The 16005-nt window shown below is 51.7% G+C and carries 15 protein-coding genes and 1 pseudogene; 12 read left to right on the forward strand and 4 right to left on the reverse strand.

Going from position 1 to position 16005, the window contains the following annotated elements:
• Positions 1-3: 3 nt before the first annotated feature.
• Genes P349_RS17585 through P349_RS25220 form a run of 9 tightly spaced genes read left to right on the forward strand, consistent with a single transcriptional unit; the run spans position 4 to position 10804 of the window.
• Complete coding sequence (locus tag P349_RS17585; protein WP_032646318.1) at positions 4-2892, forward strand: phage tail tape measure protein; 2889 nt, start codon at positions 4-6, stop codon at positions 2890-2892.
• Between the two features lie 34 nt (positions 2893-2926).
• On the forward strand, positions 2927-3148 hold the full coding sequence (locus P349_RS17580; protein ID WP_032646317.1) for a hypothetical protein: 222 nt from the start codon (positions 2927-2929) through the stop codon (positions 3146-3148).
• 55 nt (positions 3149-3203) lie between these two features.
• Positions 3204-3557: a phage tail protein gene (locus tag P349_RS17575; RefSeq protein WP_025913430.1), complete on the forward strand. Its 354-nt coding sequence runs from the start codon at positions 3204-3206 to the stop codon at positions 3555-3557.
• 36 nt (positions 3558-3593) lie between these two features.
• A complete protein-coding gene (locus tag P349_RS17570; protein WP_032646316.1) occupies positions 3594-4298 on the forward strand; it encodes a phage minor tail protein L in 705 nt (234 codons plus the stop codon).
• On the forward strand, positions 4298-5017 hold the full coding sequence (locus P349_RS17565) for a C40 family peptidase (RefSeq protein WP_032646314.1): 720 nt from the start codon (positions 4298-4300) through the stop codon (positions 5015-5017). Before P349_RS17570 ends, P349_RS17565 begins: the two co-directional genes overlap by 1 nt.
• Positions 4960-5487, forward strand: a complete 528-nt coding sequence (locus P349_RS17560) for a tail assembly protein (protein ID WP_032646313.1) — start codon at positions 4960-4962, stop codon at positions 5485-5487. Before P349_RS17565 ends, P349_RS17560 begins: the two co-directional genes overlap by 58 nt.
• Before the next feature lie 9 nt (positions 5488-5496).
• Complete coding sequence (locus P349_RS17555) at positions 5497-8673, forward strand: host specificity protein J (RefSeq protein WP_032646312.1); 3177 nt, start codon at positions 5497-5499, stop codon at positions 8671-8673.
• Positions 8674-8675: 2 nt separating this feature from the next.
• Positions 8676-9629 (forward strand): DUF6453 family protein, encoded by a 954-nt coding sequence (locus P349_RS17550; protein ID WP_032646310.1) that lies wholly within the window; start codon positions 8676-8678, stop codon positions 9627-9629.
• A gap of 47 nt (positions 9630-9676) precedes the next feature.
• Positions 9677-10804, forward strand: a complete 1128-nt coding sequence (locus P349_RS25220; RefSeq protein WP_032646309.1) for a tail fiber domain-containing protein — start codon at positions 9677-9679, stop codon at positions 10802-10804.
• Between the two features lie 94 nt (positions 10805-10898).
• Here the strand turns inward: P349_RS25220 and P349_RS26975 are convergent.
• A pseudogene (locus tag P349_RS26975) lies at positions 10899-10973 on the reverse strand (DinI family protein); the annotation flags it as partial.
• A gap of 148 nt (positions 10974-11121) precedes the next feature.
• On the reverse strand, positions 11122-11832 hold the full coding sequence (locus P349_RS24955) for a LexA family protein (RefSeq protein WP_050597479.1): 711 nt from the start codon (positions 11830-11832) through the stop codon (positions 11122-11124).
• A 99-nt stretch (positions 11833-11931) separates the two neighbouring features.
• Here P349_RS24955 and P349_RS26605 point away from each other — a divergent pair, with 99 nt between their 5' ends.
• The 3 genes from P349_RS26605 to yedD all read left to right on the forward strand — a co-directional run bounded on the left by P349_RS26605 (position 11932) and on the right by yedD (position 13991).
• Complete coding sequence (locus tag P349_RS26605; protein WP_193745654.1) at positions 11932-12105, forward strand: hypothetical protein; 174 nt, start codon at positions 11932-11934, stop codon at positions 12103-12105.
• 70 nt (positions 12106-12175) lie between these two features.
• On the forward strand, positions 12176-13123 hold the full coding sequence (locus P349_RS17540) for a phage antirepressor N-terminal domain-containing protein (protein ID WP_032646830.1): 948 nt from the start codon (positions 12176-12178) through the stop codon (positions 13121-13123).
• Positions 13124-13577: 454 nt separating this feature from the next.
• Positions 13578-13991 (forward strand): lipoprotein YedD, encoded by a 414-nt coding sequence (yedD, locus tag P349_RS17535; protein WP_024909765.1) that lies wholly within the window; start codon positions 13578-13580, stop codon positions 13989-13991.
• A 94-nt stretch (positions 13992-14085) separates the two neighbouring features.
• Here the strand turns inward: yedD and amyA are convergent, their stop codons facing one another.
• Together amyA and fliT are read right to left on the reverse strand one after the other, a co-directional pair.
• Positions 14086-15573, reverse strand: a complete 1488-nt coding sequence (gene amyA / locus P349_RS17530; RefSeq protein WP_032646827.1) for an alpha-amylase — start codon at positions 15571-15573, stop codon at positions 14086-14088.
• A gap of 52 nt (positions 15574-15625) precedes the next feature.
• The gene (gene fliT, locus P349_RS17525; RefSeq protein WP_024909767.1) at positions 15626-16000 is read right to left on the reverse strand and encodes a flagella biosynthesis regulatory protein FliT; all 375 of its coding nucleotides are present in this window, start codon (positions 15998-16000) and stop codon (positions 15626-15628) included.
• Positions 16001-16005: the final 5 nt, after the last annotated feature.

Genomic DNA, 16005 nt, shown 5'->3' on the forward strand with positions numbered 1-16005 from the left:
GACATGGCAGGTGAGAAGAACGCCGGTAGCATCGTTTATGAAATCAGCGCCGACGTTGAGCCGCTGCTGCAGGGCGGGAAACAGGCCATTGATGCTCTGGATAAACTGGATGCTGCAGCCCAGCAGTCCGGCAAGGGAATGGATAACCTCGACCAGAGTACGTCTCAAACTGGATCCGCTTTTACTGAACTGGCCGGTTATGCCAACTCCATGGATAACCAGCTGCGCAAGCTGAACACAAACGTGAGCGGAATTGCCCGCGCAATGGAAGAGGCCCGCAGCGGTACCGGCGGCGCTAGCAGTGAATTCAGCCGTGCCGAATCCATCATCGAGGCGCTGGGTAACCAGTTGGCGGTGCTGGATGAAGCGCAGGAGAATGGCGCGCGCAGTGCTGCCGTGCTGGCTGCCCAGCTGCGCGCCGGGTCAAAAGCGACCGACGAAGAAAAGCAGAAGATCGGCCAACTGACTGGTCAGCTGTATGACATGAAGACTGGCGTCGACAACGGTTCTAAAAGTCACGGCTCCTGGAAAAACAGCATGCAGCAGGCTGGCTATCAGGTTCAGGACTTTGTCGTGCAGGTTCAAGGCGGCCAGTCGGCCCTGGTTGCATTTGCGCAGCAGGGTTCTCAGCTGGCAGGCGCTTTTGGGCCAGGTGGCGCGGTTGTTGGTGCAATCATCGCGTTAAGTTCTGCGGTTGCCGGTGTGCTAATCACTTCGCTGAATGGCGGAAAGAACGCGATGGACGCGCTGAAAGATGCGGCTGAGGCAATGGATAAGGTCATCACCATTTCACAAAATGGTGTGGCCGCGCTATCGGACAAATATGCCTACTTGGCGAAGACTAACGCTGAAGTTGCTACTTTAATGCGCAACCAGGCGATGCTTGAATACAACCAGGCAATTGCCAAAATCCCGAAATCTATCAGTGATGCCACTGATTCCTTCATCTCATTTGGCGATAAAGCTCTTTCTGCATTGTCTGGTGGTTATGCCTCAGTAGAGGGTTTTAACGATCGGCTTGGTAGCCTCAATATCACTACCAACGATTACGCCCAGGCTCTTAAGCAGATAAGCGCCGCAGGAATGGAATGGAATGCCACCGGCTCTACTATCACAAACACCGTCGGGGCACTGGCATCAAAGCTTGGAATTAGCGATCAGGCCGCGTTTGATCTTGCAAAGGAACTCTCGGATTTAAGCAAGAACCCATCACCTCAAGCGCTTCAGGATCTGGCAACTAAATTACAGGGCATGACCTCTTCAACAAAAGAGGGGCAGCAAGCGATTACTGAACTTCTTAGCCCTATAATTCAGCTTGCTGGTGTTGCGGCTGACGCGGCTTATAGGGTGGACAGACTTAAAGAGTCGACAGATAACCTCACCGCAGGGCAGAAAAACCTTATCCAGCAATCAGAGCGAAACCTTGCGCTGTCGAAGCTGCAGGGCGAAGCACGCGCGCGGTTGCAGGCTCAATACGCAGCCGAAGATGCCGGTTTTGCGAAGGATGATCCGCATGCTAAGAAGATGCAGGATGACGCTGCCGCTACGTACAAAAATACGCAGGCGCAGAAGACGCTTCAGTCCGAGCAGAAGAAGGGAGCCTCCCAGGCTGATTCTATTGCCCAGAAGTTGGCGAATCTGAAACAGCAATCAGAACTTGCCGCCTACTCAACCAATAAGCTGAGCCGCGAGCAGGCGATCTTGAATGCGCAGCAGTCTCTCGGAAAAGGAGCGACAAAAGAGCAGATCGCGCTGGCTGGTCAGTACGCCGCAAAAAAATGGGACACTGCCAACGCCATTAAGGCGCAAGCAGCAGCAGAGAAGCTTCTTCCTGAAGCACGCGAGAATGCCAGCTACAGACAGGATGTAGAGGATCTGAATACCGCACTGGCTGCGAAGAAAATAAGCCAGGAGCAGTTCAATCAGACATCCGAGAGACTGGAAGCCACCCACCAGGCGAACCTTGCGAAAATCCGTGCTGATCAGGCCGTAACGCCACAGCAGGAGGCTGTCGGCGGAGTTGACCCTGTTCAGCAGTTGGCTAACGAGAACGCTAAGAAACTCGCGCTTATTCAGGCATACGAGCAGCAGGGACTGATTACTCACCAGAACGCCATGGCATTGCGTGCTGCAACTGACACGCAGTATGAGCAGGCGCGCATCGCTGCCCAATGGGAGATTTTCCGTAACCAGAGCCAGGCAAATGAGCTGTTGGCTGCTTCGGTTGATGGTTTCCAGAGCGGTGCGACGAACGCCATCACCGGTCTTATTAATAGAACCCAGAGCTTGCAGGAGGCGTTTGCGAACATTGGAACGACGATCCTTGGCAGTGTTGTTGGCGCGCTGGTTGAGATGGGTATGCAATGGGTCAAGAGCCAACTGATGGGGCAGGCTGCTGCTGCTGCATCGTTGGCATCCACGATGGCACAGGCTACGGCAGCAGCTTCAGCATGGGCACCTGCTGCTGTTAGTGCCTCAATTGCCACATATGGGACGGCAGCGGCGGTTGGGCAAACGGCATACGCAGGGTCATTGTTGGCGGCAAAGGGAATGGCTCTTGCCGGTGCGCGTGAGCACGGTGGTCCTGTAAACGCTAATAACATGTATCGCGTGGGTGAGGGTGGTAAGCCGGAGATATTTAAGGCCAGCAACGGTAGCCAGTACATGATTCCCGGCGATAACGGGAGCGTTATCAGCAACCGTGACATGCAGGGCGGGGGTGGTGGCAGTAGTGTCATCCAGCATATCAGCTTTGAAATCAACACTACCGGCGGCATCGACCAGGCCACAATAAAGCAAATGGAAGGGATGATGAAGAAGGTAGCGTTGTTTCAGATAAACGATCAAGCCAACCGCCCGAATGGTATGATTCAGCCCAGGACGAAGAGATAAGGTTTTCGTGACAACTAAAACAGGAGCCAAGCAAATGGCAATGGAAACAGAAGTTGGCAACATCACAGCTTTCGATAACGCGAATGGGCAGGGTGTTCTGGTGACGGTTGAGTTTAAGGACTACGACCTTCGCCACGAAGGCATTCGTGTCTTTGTAAAACTCCCTCTCGATAAAGATGCCTCATTGTCGAACATTGAGGCTCGGGCCATTGAGGATGCCAAGCAACAACTGAAAAAATTGGTTTCTGGCTTCTAATCAGCCATCGAGATTTGCATAACCCGCTCCGGCGGGTTTTTTATTGGGAGCAACCATGCCAGAAACATTCACCTGGCCCCCACAGAAGGGCTACAGCGTCGAACGAACGCCTAACGTAGCAGTCGTCAAGCTAGGCGATGGCTACGAGCAGCGCCAGACGAAGGGCATTAACCCTCTGATGGATAAATACTCGCTGACATTCACAGGCGTGGATGATGCGAAATGCTCAAGGCCTAATGCTGCGAAAGCTGCCGATGCTTTCCTCAAGGCACGTATGGCGGTGCAGTCTTTCTACTGGACGCCATCTGATACTGGAGTGCAAAAACTGTTTGTTTGCCGCTCATGGAGCATGACAAAGACCGGGCCGCTATACGAACTAACGGCCACATTTGAACAAGTGCCAAGATAAGCCACCCCAGGGTGGCTTTTTAAATGGGAGTTTGCCGTGCGCGACATACCAGTGAATTTAATTATCGATAGTGTCGATGCGGGAGTCGGGGCTTTCATCGACCTTTTTGAAGCAGACCTGCAGCCATACGGCGGCGACCTTATCCGCTTCCATTCTGGAACGAACGGCTACTACGGCAACGTTATCTGGAAAGGTAACCAGTACCAGGCATATCCGATAGCGGTGGAGGGATTCGAGTCAAAGAACGAAGGAACGTATGCCCGCCCGTCAATGGCAGTGGCGAACGTTACCGGATTATTGACGGGCATTAACCATGACTTTGATGACATGCTGGGAGTTGTTATCACCCGGCGACAGGTTCCTGTGAAATACCTGGATGCGGTGAATTTCCCGAACGGGAACCCAGACGCAGATCCGACACAGGAAGCGGTTTCCCGCTACGTCGTTGAAGAGATGACGGAAGAGACGTTCGAGCAGGTGACCTACACGCTGGCGACACCGATTGACTGCGATAACGCCATCATCCCGGCCAGAACTATCCTTGCAGACGTATGTCAGTGGCAGTATCGGGGTGTTGGGTGCGGCTATGACGGCCCCCCTGTTGCAGACGAGCGCGACAAGCAAACCACTGACCCGGCGAAGGACAAATGCTCACATCGACGTACTGGTTGCCGGTTCCGCTATCCACGGCCTGAACCAATGCCAATAAGCAGTTTCCCCGGCTCTCAAAAGGTCTCCTGATGCAAGAATTACTCGATTATGCGGCATCGTCGCAGGATGAAGTGTGCGCGCTAATCCTGAACGACGAGCGAGTGTTTCGCTGTCGGAATGTGCATCCAGAGCCCTGGCATCACTTCCGCATAAGTGACGACGACTGGCTTGCAGCGGAGGAAGAAGGGGAGATTATCGCAGTATTCCATTCGCATCCGCAAAGCCAGCCAGCGCTTTCTGGTGCTGACCGGCAGATGCAGGTAATGACGGCGCTACCATGGTGGCTGGCATCTGGCGGGGAGATCAGGAAATACAGGCCTGTGCCACTCCTGCTGGGGCGCAGGTTCGACCACGGCATTATGGATTGCTACACGCTTTTCCGGGACGCATATCATCTTTGCGGCATCGACCTGCCGGACTTTGGGAGGACTAACGGATGGTGGTTGCGGGGAGAAAATCTCTATCTCGCCAATATGCAGGTCAATGGCTTCTATCAGGTGTCCATGCAGGATGCACAACCGGGCGACGTCATTATCAGGCAGCCATTCCCGGGCGCCGACCCATGCCACTCAATGATTCTTCTTCATGACAACCTGGTGCTTCACCATGACCATGCAGGACACCTCAGCAGACGAGAACAAATGCGCCCGGCATACATCAAGCAGACGCACTCAATCTGGAGACACGAACAGTGCTCATCTTTAAATTTGCAGGCAATTTACGCCGATTTTACCGCCAGATATCCCTGAATGTTGATACGCCAGCGCAGGGGTTGCGCCTTCTGCTAGCGCAGGATTTTGAATTTAAAAAAGCCTTTCTCAATACAAAGCTGCGGGTGCGGGTGGCGAGCGAGGATGTTGAGGCATCTGCGATGCAATGGCATCTGGACCGCCACCTTAAAGATGGCTCAGTGGTCCTTTTCGTTCCGATAGTCGAGGGGGCGATTACCGGCACTGTTGCGGCATATGTCGCGCTTGCAGTGGCTGTAGCATCGGTAGCTTACTCGGTTTACATGTCACGCAACATGAAGACCAAAACCTCCGCAGAAGCCGCAGAGACCAATACGCTCACAAACAACTCTTTTACCAGTGCTGAGAACCGGGTAGGCCAGGGCCGCGCGGTGCCACTCCTATTGGGAGAAATGGAGGTCGGTTCGAACGTAATTTCACTCGGTATCGACACAAGCAACAACCAGGACTGGACGGAATCTATTAGCTAAGGTGGCATTATGTCTTCAGGCGGCGGAAAAGCATCAACCCCCAAACTCCTCGACGATAACCTCAAATCAAAGCAATTTTACCGGGTGCTCGACCTCATCAGCGAAGGGCCTATCTACGGGCCCGTAGACCAGGAACACCTCTCATCTTTCAAGCTCAATAAGACGCCTGTGACCGACGCGACAGGCAGTGTCAGCGTAAATGGTGTCAGTGTCGCATGGCGTCCGGGCTCTGAAACGCAATCTCCCATCAATGGCTTCTCTGCTATTGAAGCGACCACCATCGTAAACACCGAAGTAACCTATGATACTCCGCTGGTTCGCACCATAACCGATCAGGGCGTTACCCGGGTGCGGTTTAACGTTGGTGTGACCGGACTGGTCGAGCAGGACACCAAAGGCAATCAGAAAAACACGTCCGTCACTCTGGTGTTGGAGAGCAGAACTGGCGCTTCAGGCTGGGTTATTGAAAAGACCGTGACCATCACCGGGAAGATATCAGGCGAATATCTTGAGGCCCATCTTATTGATGCTCCGGATATCAAGCCGTTTGATATTCGCGTTCGCCGCATTACACCGGACAGCAGCAGCGATTTGCTGTCCAACGGCACTACCTGGAATAGCTACAGTGAAATCACCGACGACAATCTGAGCTATCCATTTTCAGCCATCGCTGGAGCAGTAATCGATCGCGACCAGTACACTGATACTCCAAGCCGCACTTACCATCTGCGCGGGCTGATTGTATCCGTACCAGACAATTATGACCCTATAGCCCGCACTTACTCAGGGCTGTGGACAGGTGGCTTCAAGCAGGCATGGACCAATAACCCGGCCTGGTTGTTCAGAGAGCTGGCAAAGAATTCCCGTTTCGGACTGGCTAAACGTGCCGGCTACATAGATGTGGATGACGGTGCACTGTATGCGCTGTCTCAGTATTGCGATCAGCTTGTTGACGATGGGTACGGCGGAAAAGAACCACGCATGACGCTAAACGCCTACATCACAGAGCAGGCTAGTGCGAGAGACATTCTCGACAAGATAGCGAGCATGTTCCGTGGAATTGCATTGTGGGACGGTATGCGCCTGTCTGTCATGCTGGACGCGCCACAAGATCCGATTGCGACAATCACGAATGCTAACGTGGTTGATGGCAACTTCAAGCGAAGCTCTGTGAAGCGCTCTGAGAAATACAATGCAGTGGTGGTGTCATGGACCGACCCGGATAACGGTTGGGAGCAGGTAAAAGAGTACGTATCCGATGACGACATGATTGCACGTGGAAATTACAACGAGACTACCCTTGAGGCTTTCGGGTGTACCTCTCGCGGGCAGGCATGGCGAGCAGGGAAGTGGCTACTGGAAACTGCAAAGCGTGAGAGCAGTCGATTAACATTCCAGATGGCCCGAGATGCCATTCATTTCACGCCCGGTGACATAGTTGAAATCATGGACAATAACTATGCTGGCGCGCGGCTCGGCGGCAGAATTATGTCACATTCAGGCAATAAAATTACCGTTGATGCTGTCGAATCATCGCTTATAGCTGGCGGCGATATCATGTCTATCATGGGGAGCAACGGTAAATTCGTGAAGTACGTCATTGATGGCGTTGCTAACAACGTGGTAACCCTGAAGACGACTCCATCATGGGTGCGTGATGGAACAGTGTTTGCTATCTCTACCAGCAACGTCTCAACTCGGTTATTTCGTATCCTCAGCGTCGCAGAGACAGAAAGCAATTCCGTATACAGTATTACTGCGTCACAGCATGATCCGAATAAACAGGCCATTGTGGATGAAGGCGCAGTGTTCGAAATTCCTAACGACACGCTTAATGGCTACCGCGTTCCGAACGTTGAAAACCTGCGGATTATTAACACCAATTCGGAAACAGTACAGGTCACGGCAACCTGGGAAACAGCCACGACGACCAAAAAGCTGTTTTTCGAATTGTATGTCTATTCGGCTGATGAGAAAGTGGTTTCTCAGTACGAAACCGACCAGTTCCGGTATGAGTTTTATGGGCTGGCCGCCGGTAGCTACACGCTGGGTGTTCGTGGCCGCAATGAAAACGGGATGAAAGGTGTTGAAACGCAGATCAGTATGATTATCGGTGCGCCACCTGCACCATCCAGCATTATCTGGACGCCTGGCCTGTTTTCTGCTGATCTGGTTCCTGTTATGCGCATTACGGCAACGACAGACACCTCGTTTGAATTCTGGTACTCCGGACAAAATCAGGTCGTCAATCCGGCAGACATTGAAGACCAGACTCAGTTCCTTGGGCGCTCTAACCAGTGGACCCTTCATGGTCTACAGGCTGATAAAACATATTACGTTTATGTTCGTACCAGGAATGCTTTTGGGGTATCTGAATTTGTTGAGGCATCTGGGCAGGCGTCATCTGATATTCCAGGAATGATAGAGCTTATTGATGAGCAAATACGAGAGTCAGATGCGTTTAAAAATGTTCAGGAGGGTGTTGATACTAATCTGGAAGGTATCATGTCAAATACGCTGGCAAACCACGGAACCGTGGAACACCAATGGGCTCAGTATGGCGAAGTTCGTGCTGACATCCTAGAGGTTAAAACAACCGTTGCTACAGCCGAGCAGGGACTCGCTGACCTGTCAACCTATGTTCAGGCATCAATCGGACCAGAGGGCAGTCTGACGGCTGCGGTTAACCAGAAATTGACGGCAGAGGTAAACAGTGATGGGACAGGAAAGGCATCCTATACGCTCAACCTTGGGATAGTCAGAAGTGGGGTAAAGTACAACACTGGTTTCGGGATGTCTATTGAGCCATCTGGCGGGTCTTACAAATCCACAGTGGTCTTTGCTGCTGACCAGTTTGGTATCTACTCGGGAAGTGATCCGGGAAATTACCAGGCAGCATTTTTTGTCTATAACGGCCAGGTGTTCATCCGTGATGCCTTTATTCAGGACGGCAGCATTACGAACGCGAAGATTGGAAATTACATCAGATCTTCAAACTATGTCGCTGGTCCCGGCGGCGCAGGCTGGAATATAGATAAATCAGGGAACTGTGAGATGCACGGCGCGCTGTATGCCGCCAGCGGTAATTTTGCGTTCACCGGGAATGGCAACGGCGTCACCATTGACGGAAGGGGCGTAAGAATTGATCTCGGTGGTGGGAACCTGATTGTTCTTGGAGAGTGGTGACAATGCCAAAAGGATTACGTATTACCTACGACGACGGCGGCCCAGCAATGGAAATAACTGCCGGGCTCCGCTGCCCTTCGTTTTGCCAGAACGTCAGCGAAGCATGGGATGTTAACCAGTACACCATTAATCAGCGGGTGGATGGCAGCCAGATCGTTGTTATCCCGCGTAATACGGTTTACAAACTTAACCGGGGTACAAACCTCATTCCCACTATCGGCATGCTGGATGGATTTACCGTATCAGGTAACACCATCACCATGAATACCTGGTGGAGTGATAACTGGGGGCGCGCAAAAACATTTGACGCGTCTATCTGGCAAATACTCCCGGCATCATCCGGGAGAGGGCTGCTGATTCAGGACAGCACTGATTTCCTCTCAATCACTGACGCCACAATGTCGGGCTACTGCGTCTGGCGCGGCACCATCACTTTCACCGGGAGCTGGGCGACTCCGACGACAAATATCTCACGTGATCGCTACATGGTATTTGCCAAATGGAGTGCCGATAACGTCACCATCGAGTTTGACGGCTCAAACATTCTAGCAACGGTAGATCATGCTGGCCTTGATCAGGCCGCGACCGTCACCATGCAGATCGCGATTTTTGCCAGTGGCGTAAGCCCGACACCGGGAAGGGGGCTGAATATCATCAAAGGCGGTGTTTGTGTGTTCTCCACCACGCGCAGGCCGTTTGTCTACCGGAACCAGACCTATTCGCCGTCTTGGTCAAATACTGATATTGGTGAGGGAATGATACTGCTCGGTCGATATGGCTATAACAGCGAGGTTTACACAGGATGGGATTATCTGAAATGGGCTGGTCTGATCCGCAGCGGTAATCTGGTGCGTGCCGGGAGGGGAAGAAATGCTGCTTCATGGACATCTCAGTACAGCGTAGTGGGGCGAAGACTGACAAATCTCACCATCCCCGTCATTGATGCAATTTACTGACAACCCGCTTCGGCGGGTTTTTTATTATCTGAATTCAGGAGTCTTTTATGTCGGCAGGAACTATCACCCTGACAAACGGGTCCGCTGTTGTTGGCGGTTCCGGAACCTCATTCGCAACCGAACTCGCCGCAGGTGATTTCATTGTTTCGACTGTGGGCGGTGTGCCCTACACGCTGCCGGTGAAAACAGTCGACAGTAATACCCAACTGACGCTAGTCAGCAACTTTACCGGGCCAACGCAATCCGGCGCTGCCTGGTCAGCCGTTCCTCGCGTGGCTCTCAACATGGTAACGGCCGCGCTGGTGGCCCAAAGTGCTGAAGCGCTGCGGGGTCTGAACTACGACAAACAGAACTGGCAGCAGGTTTACAGCGCAGCTGGAAACATCACAGTGAAGCTGCCAGACGGCACTACCTTCACCGGCCCGTCATGGAAATATCTGTCCGATAAACTATCCAACTTAGGAAACAGCGCCACCAGGAACGTCGGCACAGCGGCGGGAACGGTGGCCGCCGGTGATGATTCTCGCCTGACAACCATAGATGGTAAAACCGGTGGCGCGCTTACATCCTCCCTTAACATCACGGGTAACACCGCATCTTTCATAAACCAGGCTGGTTCTCCGTCTACTGGCACATTAGTGTTTGGCGGTTCAATGCGCTCATCTTTCCGGATTGCAAACCAGGAGCGTGCAGCTGCGAGTTTACAGGCGAGATATGTTTGGGGTAATTCAAGTTCATACGCTGAATTAAGCGTTGCTACCTTTACAGCCTCCGGGGCGGTAGGGGTTGCAGCGGCCTTCAACTTTGATGGTAATGGTTCGGCAACTGCTCCTGGGGCATGGGTGCCAAACTCAGACGGACGCCTTAAATATGATATCGAGAGAATTCAGGACCCGTTGGGGAAAATGGTTAAGCTTCGCGGGGTCACATGGAAGCGTCTCGACGACATTGCTCCTGGTATTGGGTTTGTCGCACAGGATGTGCAGGAAGTATTTCCTGAATTCGTTTTCGAGGGTGGTGACCGTACTCTGGACGATGGTACCGTTGTGGAAAAGGTCTTAAGCCCAGATACCTACGGAGTTGCCGCAGCACTACACCATGAAGCGATTTTGGCTTTAATGGAGCAAATTGAAGATTTAAAGAAACAGGTCAAAGCGTTGCAGTCTGGAAGCTGAGAAAACCGCCACCCATTGTATGCAAGAATGAGCGGCGGTTGATTGCTCAGTGTTCATGCCCGAGGAAATGTCGGAAATATTACCCGAACAAGATTTACAGCCCAACCTGTCGAACAGTCGGGAACTCTGAAACTAACCACATCTCGGATTCTTCAAACATTTCCTCCAACTGCTACTCTGGTGGGCTTTTTGCATTTTGTGCGATCGCTACATCTTCATACCTATTCAAATTACCTGACAGGTAATTTCTGCAATTGTGGCTCTATCTTTCAGCACTAACAGACGCTTTAATCACTCCAGCAGGCGCTCTTTAACAATTAGGTTGGTTTAAGTGGCGGGTAATCCGCTTTCGTTACTACTTGCTGATAAACACCATATAAGAGCGCATGGCTTTGAATCAGGTTTACTTCTGCATAGACCGCAGTAGCTAATATCGTGCCATTTCCTTTGTTCAGTACGAGATCGCTATAATTTTTATTCAACGCCTTAAGTGTCACTTGGAACAGATCTGAGAAATATTGCTTAAAGGTCATTTCTTCTTCATACCCGTAAAGCACAAAGCTACCCTGCATCGGCTCCACTTGAGGGTCAAAGATAACAATACAGCCATCCGGGAAGCTAAATCCACCCGAACCGATCATAGATTCCCCTGCAATTTTCATCGCAAAAGCACTTTCGCTAACAGCAACACTGCAAGGATGAAATGTAGTGGTCGATTTTAAGACTTCTTCCAACCTATTAGCGAACGCCCCCATAGTTACAAGGGGAAGTTGGCGAACTGAAGTGTATGGTATGAAATTTTTGAGATTTGGTTCTTGCCCGTCTCCGGAGGCTAACCATCCAGCGGTAGTCCCCAAAGCAGATGCCAGACGCAGCAAGACAGCGTCTCTTGGTTTCGATTCGCCACCCTCATACGCAGCAATTTGCCGCTGAACAATACCAACCTGTTTGGCGAGTTCCGTTTGAGTGAGCCCCAAGGACCTCCTCAGCGTGGATACCCTTTCATTAAATTGGGCGTCAAAGTTCACAATTTCACCATAAAAGAGATGTTGACATATGAAGAATTCATATTAATATCTCTACAAGTTCATATGAGTTTTTATGTAGAGAAAAAAGAGGAGTTCATGATGTCCGAAAATATTTCCGCGATCAAGCCACGTCAGGTCCGATTTGTCGAGAAACTGGATTCTCATATTCGAGAGTCCGCCAAGCGTTGCCATCGTTCCATTCAGGCAGAGATTGCTTACCGAATGGAATTATTGATGAAGCTTGAGGAGAAGGGTGATGTTGTCATCCAGTAGAAAAGACGAAGCTCCAGAGGCGGCAACCTCTAGAGCTTCAATTTTACCAGTCAATCGCGAGACTACTGATATGAAAAGTATAGCAACCGCAGTATCGACTATCAATGTGCCTTTCCATGGTGACACCCTTTATGTTGTAAATTATGAAGGTACCGCACAAGTACCGATGCGTCCCGTGGTTGAGGGCATGGGGCTTGATTGGGCCTCTCAATTTACCAAGATTAAACAAAGGTTTAATACCTCCGTTGCGATGATCACAATGCAGCTTCCTGGCGATAAACAGCGTCGAGAAGTCGTTTGCTTAAGCCTGAGGAAACTACCTGGCTGGCTCCACACGATCAACGTCGGTAAGGTTCGCCCTGAACTGCGCGATAAAGTGGCTCGTTATCAGGAAGAATGCGACGACGTTCTTTACGAGTACTGGACGAAAGGTGTAGCAGTTAATCCACGCCACAGAACCACCGTAAACGAACGCACCCCGCTGCGTGACGCAGTTAATCTCCTGGTAGGCAGGAAAGGACTCCGCTATGACGATGCATATAACATTGTCCATCAGAGGTTTAACATTGAAAGTATTGATGAGCTCGATCTTGAGCAAATCCCGATGGCTGTAGAGTATGTTCACCGTATGGCCTTGGAGGGGGAGTTCCTGGGTAAGCAGCTGGAGCTTCCAATGCCAAAACTGGACATAAATCTTCCCCTCCAGTGGTGGATCGAAAATAATCCGGTTGTTCGCAGTGGCAATCTGGGGTTCGGGAAATCGTTATGTGCACCGGCGTTAGACGTAACCATGCCAATGCTGTGCGGAGACAACTCAACATCATCGGCCATTCGCCTGATAAATATCCTGGAAGAAGCTGGATGTGATGTTTCTGCACCAAAAGCAGAAATCGTTGCCATGCGCGGCCACCTTGCAAATGTTGAGTATGGCATGAAAGCCATCTCTGACGCTTGCCGCCGGGCTGGTAATAAAACTATCTCCTTCCGTGGGGCTAAAGCTGAATTCGTAATTAACTAAGTTTCAAAAATCGCAGCCACCTTAAAACCCGCTTCGGCGGGTTTTTTACAAAACCTCCACACATAGAAACCTCCAGTCAGTCAGACTGAAAGTATAGGGTAGGGAGAAAAAACAGGTGCGCACCGAAACGTTATGATTTTGAACAGTGACATGATGATGGAAGTCAGCGTGGCGCTAAAGAGAGGCGTTGCGAAACTGGAAGAAGCTACGCAAAGTTTTACGGTGGGGCATGGATGGGACATAAAACAGCACTCGCTCTAAGGTGAACTTAGACGACTGACGTTTTAGACGACTCTAACCATCTGTTATTTAGTGCGCTCTTGGACGATCTTTGTCGATTATGAAAAATGTATGCTCATGTGATGGGGATGCAGGTTTAAGACCTGTCGATCTTCGCTGGCAGCCGCAGCGCTTTAATGCCACAATATTTTTTTCTTCGATTGCAGGAAAGATGATGAAAAAAATAGCAATTGCTGGCGCGCTGCTGGCACTGACCGGGTGCGTTCAGGTCGATAACTATAACGACGTGATTAAGCATCCTGTCCCGGCGCATCTGGCGGGGTACTGGCAGTCGAAAGGGCCGCAGAGCAACATGGTCAGCCCGAATGCGATTGCCACGCTGGTGGTGACGGAGGAGGGCGATACGCTGGACTGCCGTCAGTGGCAGCGCGTGATTGCCGTGCCGGGTAAAATCATGCTGCGTTCAGACAGTTATTACAACGTGACGCGTAAGCTCGATATCTATCCGCTGGAGCGCGATGGCTTGACGCTTGAGTACGACGGGCTGGAGCTGCAGAAGGTCGATCGCCCAACGGTTGAATGCGCCGATTACCTGAGCAAGAATCCGCTGGCGAGTAAGCTTCCGTAGCCGTTTTTTTGCCGGGTGGCGGCTTCGCCTGACCCGGCCTACAAATGTACCGTCCCGTAGGCCGGGTAAGCGTCAGCGCCACCCGGCATTGTTTCTACAGCGCATCCTCTATTACCCAAATGCTGACGCTCCCCCCATTACAGGTAAAAGTGCCTTCGCCATCCGCCGCCGTAGTGATGGTTTCTTCGCGATTGCCGAGAAAATCCCGCCACGTTTTGTTGCCGTAGTTTTCCCCAAGACAAATCACTTTTTCACCGTCGTCCCCGTTTGACATCACCACCACGCAGCCGGGATCGTCATCCGTACCGCTGCGGCTGAAGGCAATGCAGTTAGGATGGTCGAAAAACAGCGTCTGCACGCCGTGGGCAAAACGCTGACGCGCGAGGATCAGCTCGTGAAGCTGCTCAATGACCGGCATATCAATATGGTACGTTTCTCCGTCTCCTCCCGTGTCGTCATAGCTGGCGCCGAAGAGGTCCGGATAAAAGACGCTCGGCACGCCATTTTCCCGCAGCAGGATCAGCGCGTAGGCCAGCGGCTTGAACCAGGCTTCGACCGGCGCTTCGAGCGCCTGCAGAGGCTGGGTGTCATGGTTCGCGACGAGGGTGACCGCATGAAATGGATCGGCTTCCACCAGGGTACCGGTGAAGATTTGGCTCATGTCGTAATCCCGACCCTGACGTGACGCCTCGTGGAATTTCATCTGCAGGGGGGCATCAAACAGCATGGTTTTGCCTTCGACCTGGTCAATATAGGCCTGAAGTTTATCCACCTCGTGGGACCAGTATTCCGCCACGATAAACAGCGGCTGGTCGGCGACCTCCTGGACGTGCTCAATCCACTCTTTGTAAAACCAGGCGGGAATATGCTTAACGGCGTCCAGACGAAAACCGTCGCAGCGCGTCTGTTCCATGACCCAGCGGGCCCAGTATTTGATCTCCTCGGTCACGGCGTGATTGCGAAAGTCGATATTTTCGCCCATCAGGTAATCGAAATTACCCATCTCATCATCAACCTGATCGTTCCAGCCTTCGCCGGTGTAGTCGTTGACGATTTTAAAGATGCCGTCTTCATCGGGGTTTTCAATGTGGTCGACGCCGCTGAAGCATTTGTAGTCCCAGATAAACTGGGAATATTGCCCGGCGCGGGCAGGGAAGGTATAGCGGGTCCAGGCTTCACACTCGATGACCTCGTCATCGATTTGCGTGCGGTCCTGTTCATTCACACGCTGAACGCGGACAGATTCTTTCTCATCGGCACCCATTTTGTGGTTGACCACCACGTCCAGCAGCACGGCAATGTCGTTGCTTTTGAGGGCGTTAATGGCCTCCAGCAGCTGCGCTTTGTCGCCGTATTTCGTGGCAATACTGCCTTTCTGGTCAAACTCGCCGAGATCGAACAGGTCGTAAGAGTCATAGCCAACAGAATACCCGCCGGACGCACCTTTATAGGCGGGCGGCAGCCAGATCATGTTGATGCCGATTTCGTTAAGATTGGGAGCTAACGCCGTGACCTCTCGCCACAATTCACCGCCAGCAGGGTAATACCAGTGAAAACATTGTAACAGGGTGGGGTTTTTCATCATCCTTGCTCCAGAAGCCGGTTGGCAGACTTCTGGAGTATGGATGAAGAAATCATAGTTGTGTGTCGCGGGTAAAACTTTCTGGATAAAGAATATTCCCTGACAGCTTTCCATAGGTAGAAGTGATGGATTGCTGTTTACCGGTTTGATCAATCAGACTGCGCAGTTCGTCCATGCGGACTTTCAACAGTGCCTTTAGCGCATTCTCATTTTCAAGGATCATTTCCAGCAGCGCACGCGCTTGCTCAACCTGAGCCGGAGGGCATGACATGATGGGCGTTTGCGAAATCTTTTCCACCAGTTGAACGTAATGCATTTCCTGCTCGATAAGCGCATCCCATTGACCAGAATGTGCGAGATTTAGCATAGCAATGCTCTGAGCATGTAGCGCCTGCCAGTGGCTAAGCGCTGCGCTGGGATTATTCATCAAAA

Origin of the sequence: Enterobacter sp. DC4, from assembly GCF_000568095.1 — a bacterium.
In the GTDB taxonomy this organism is placed as follows: Bacteria; Pseudomonadota; Gammaproteobacteria; order Enterobacterales; family Enterobacteriaceae; genus Enterobacter; species Enterobacter pseudoroggenkampii.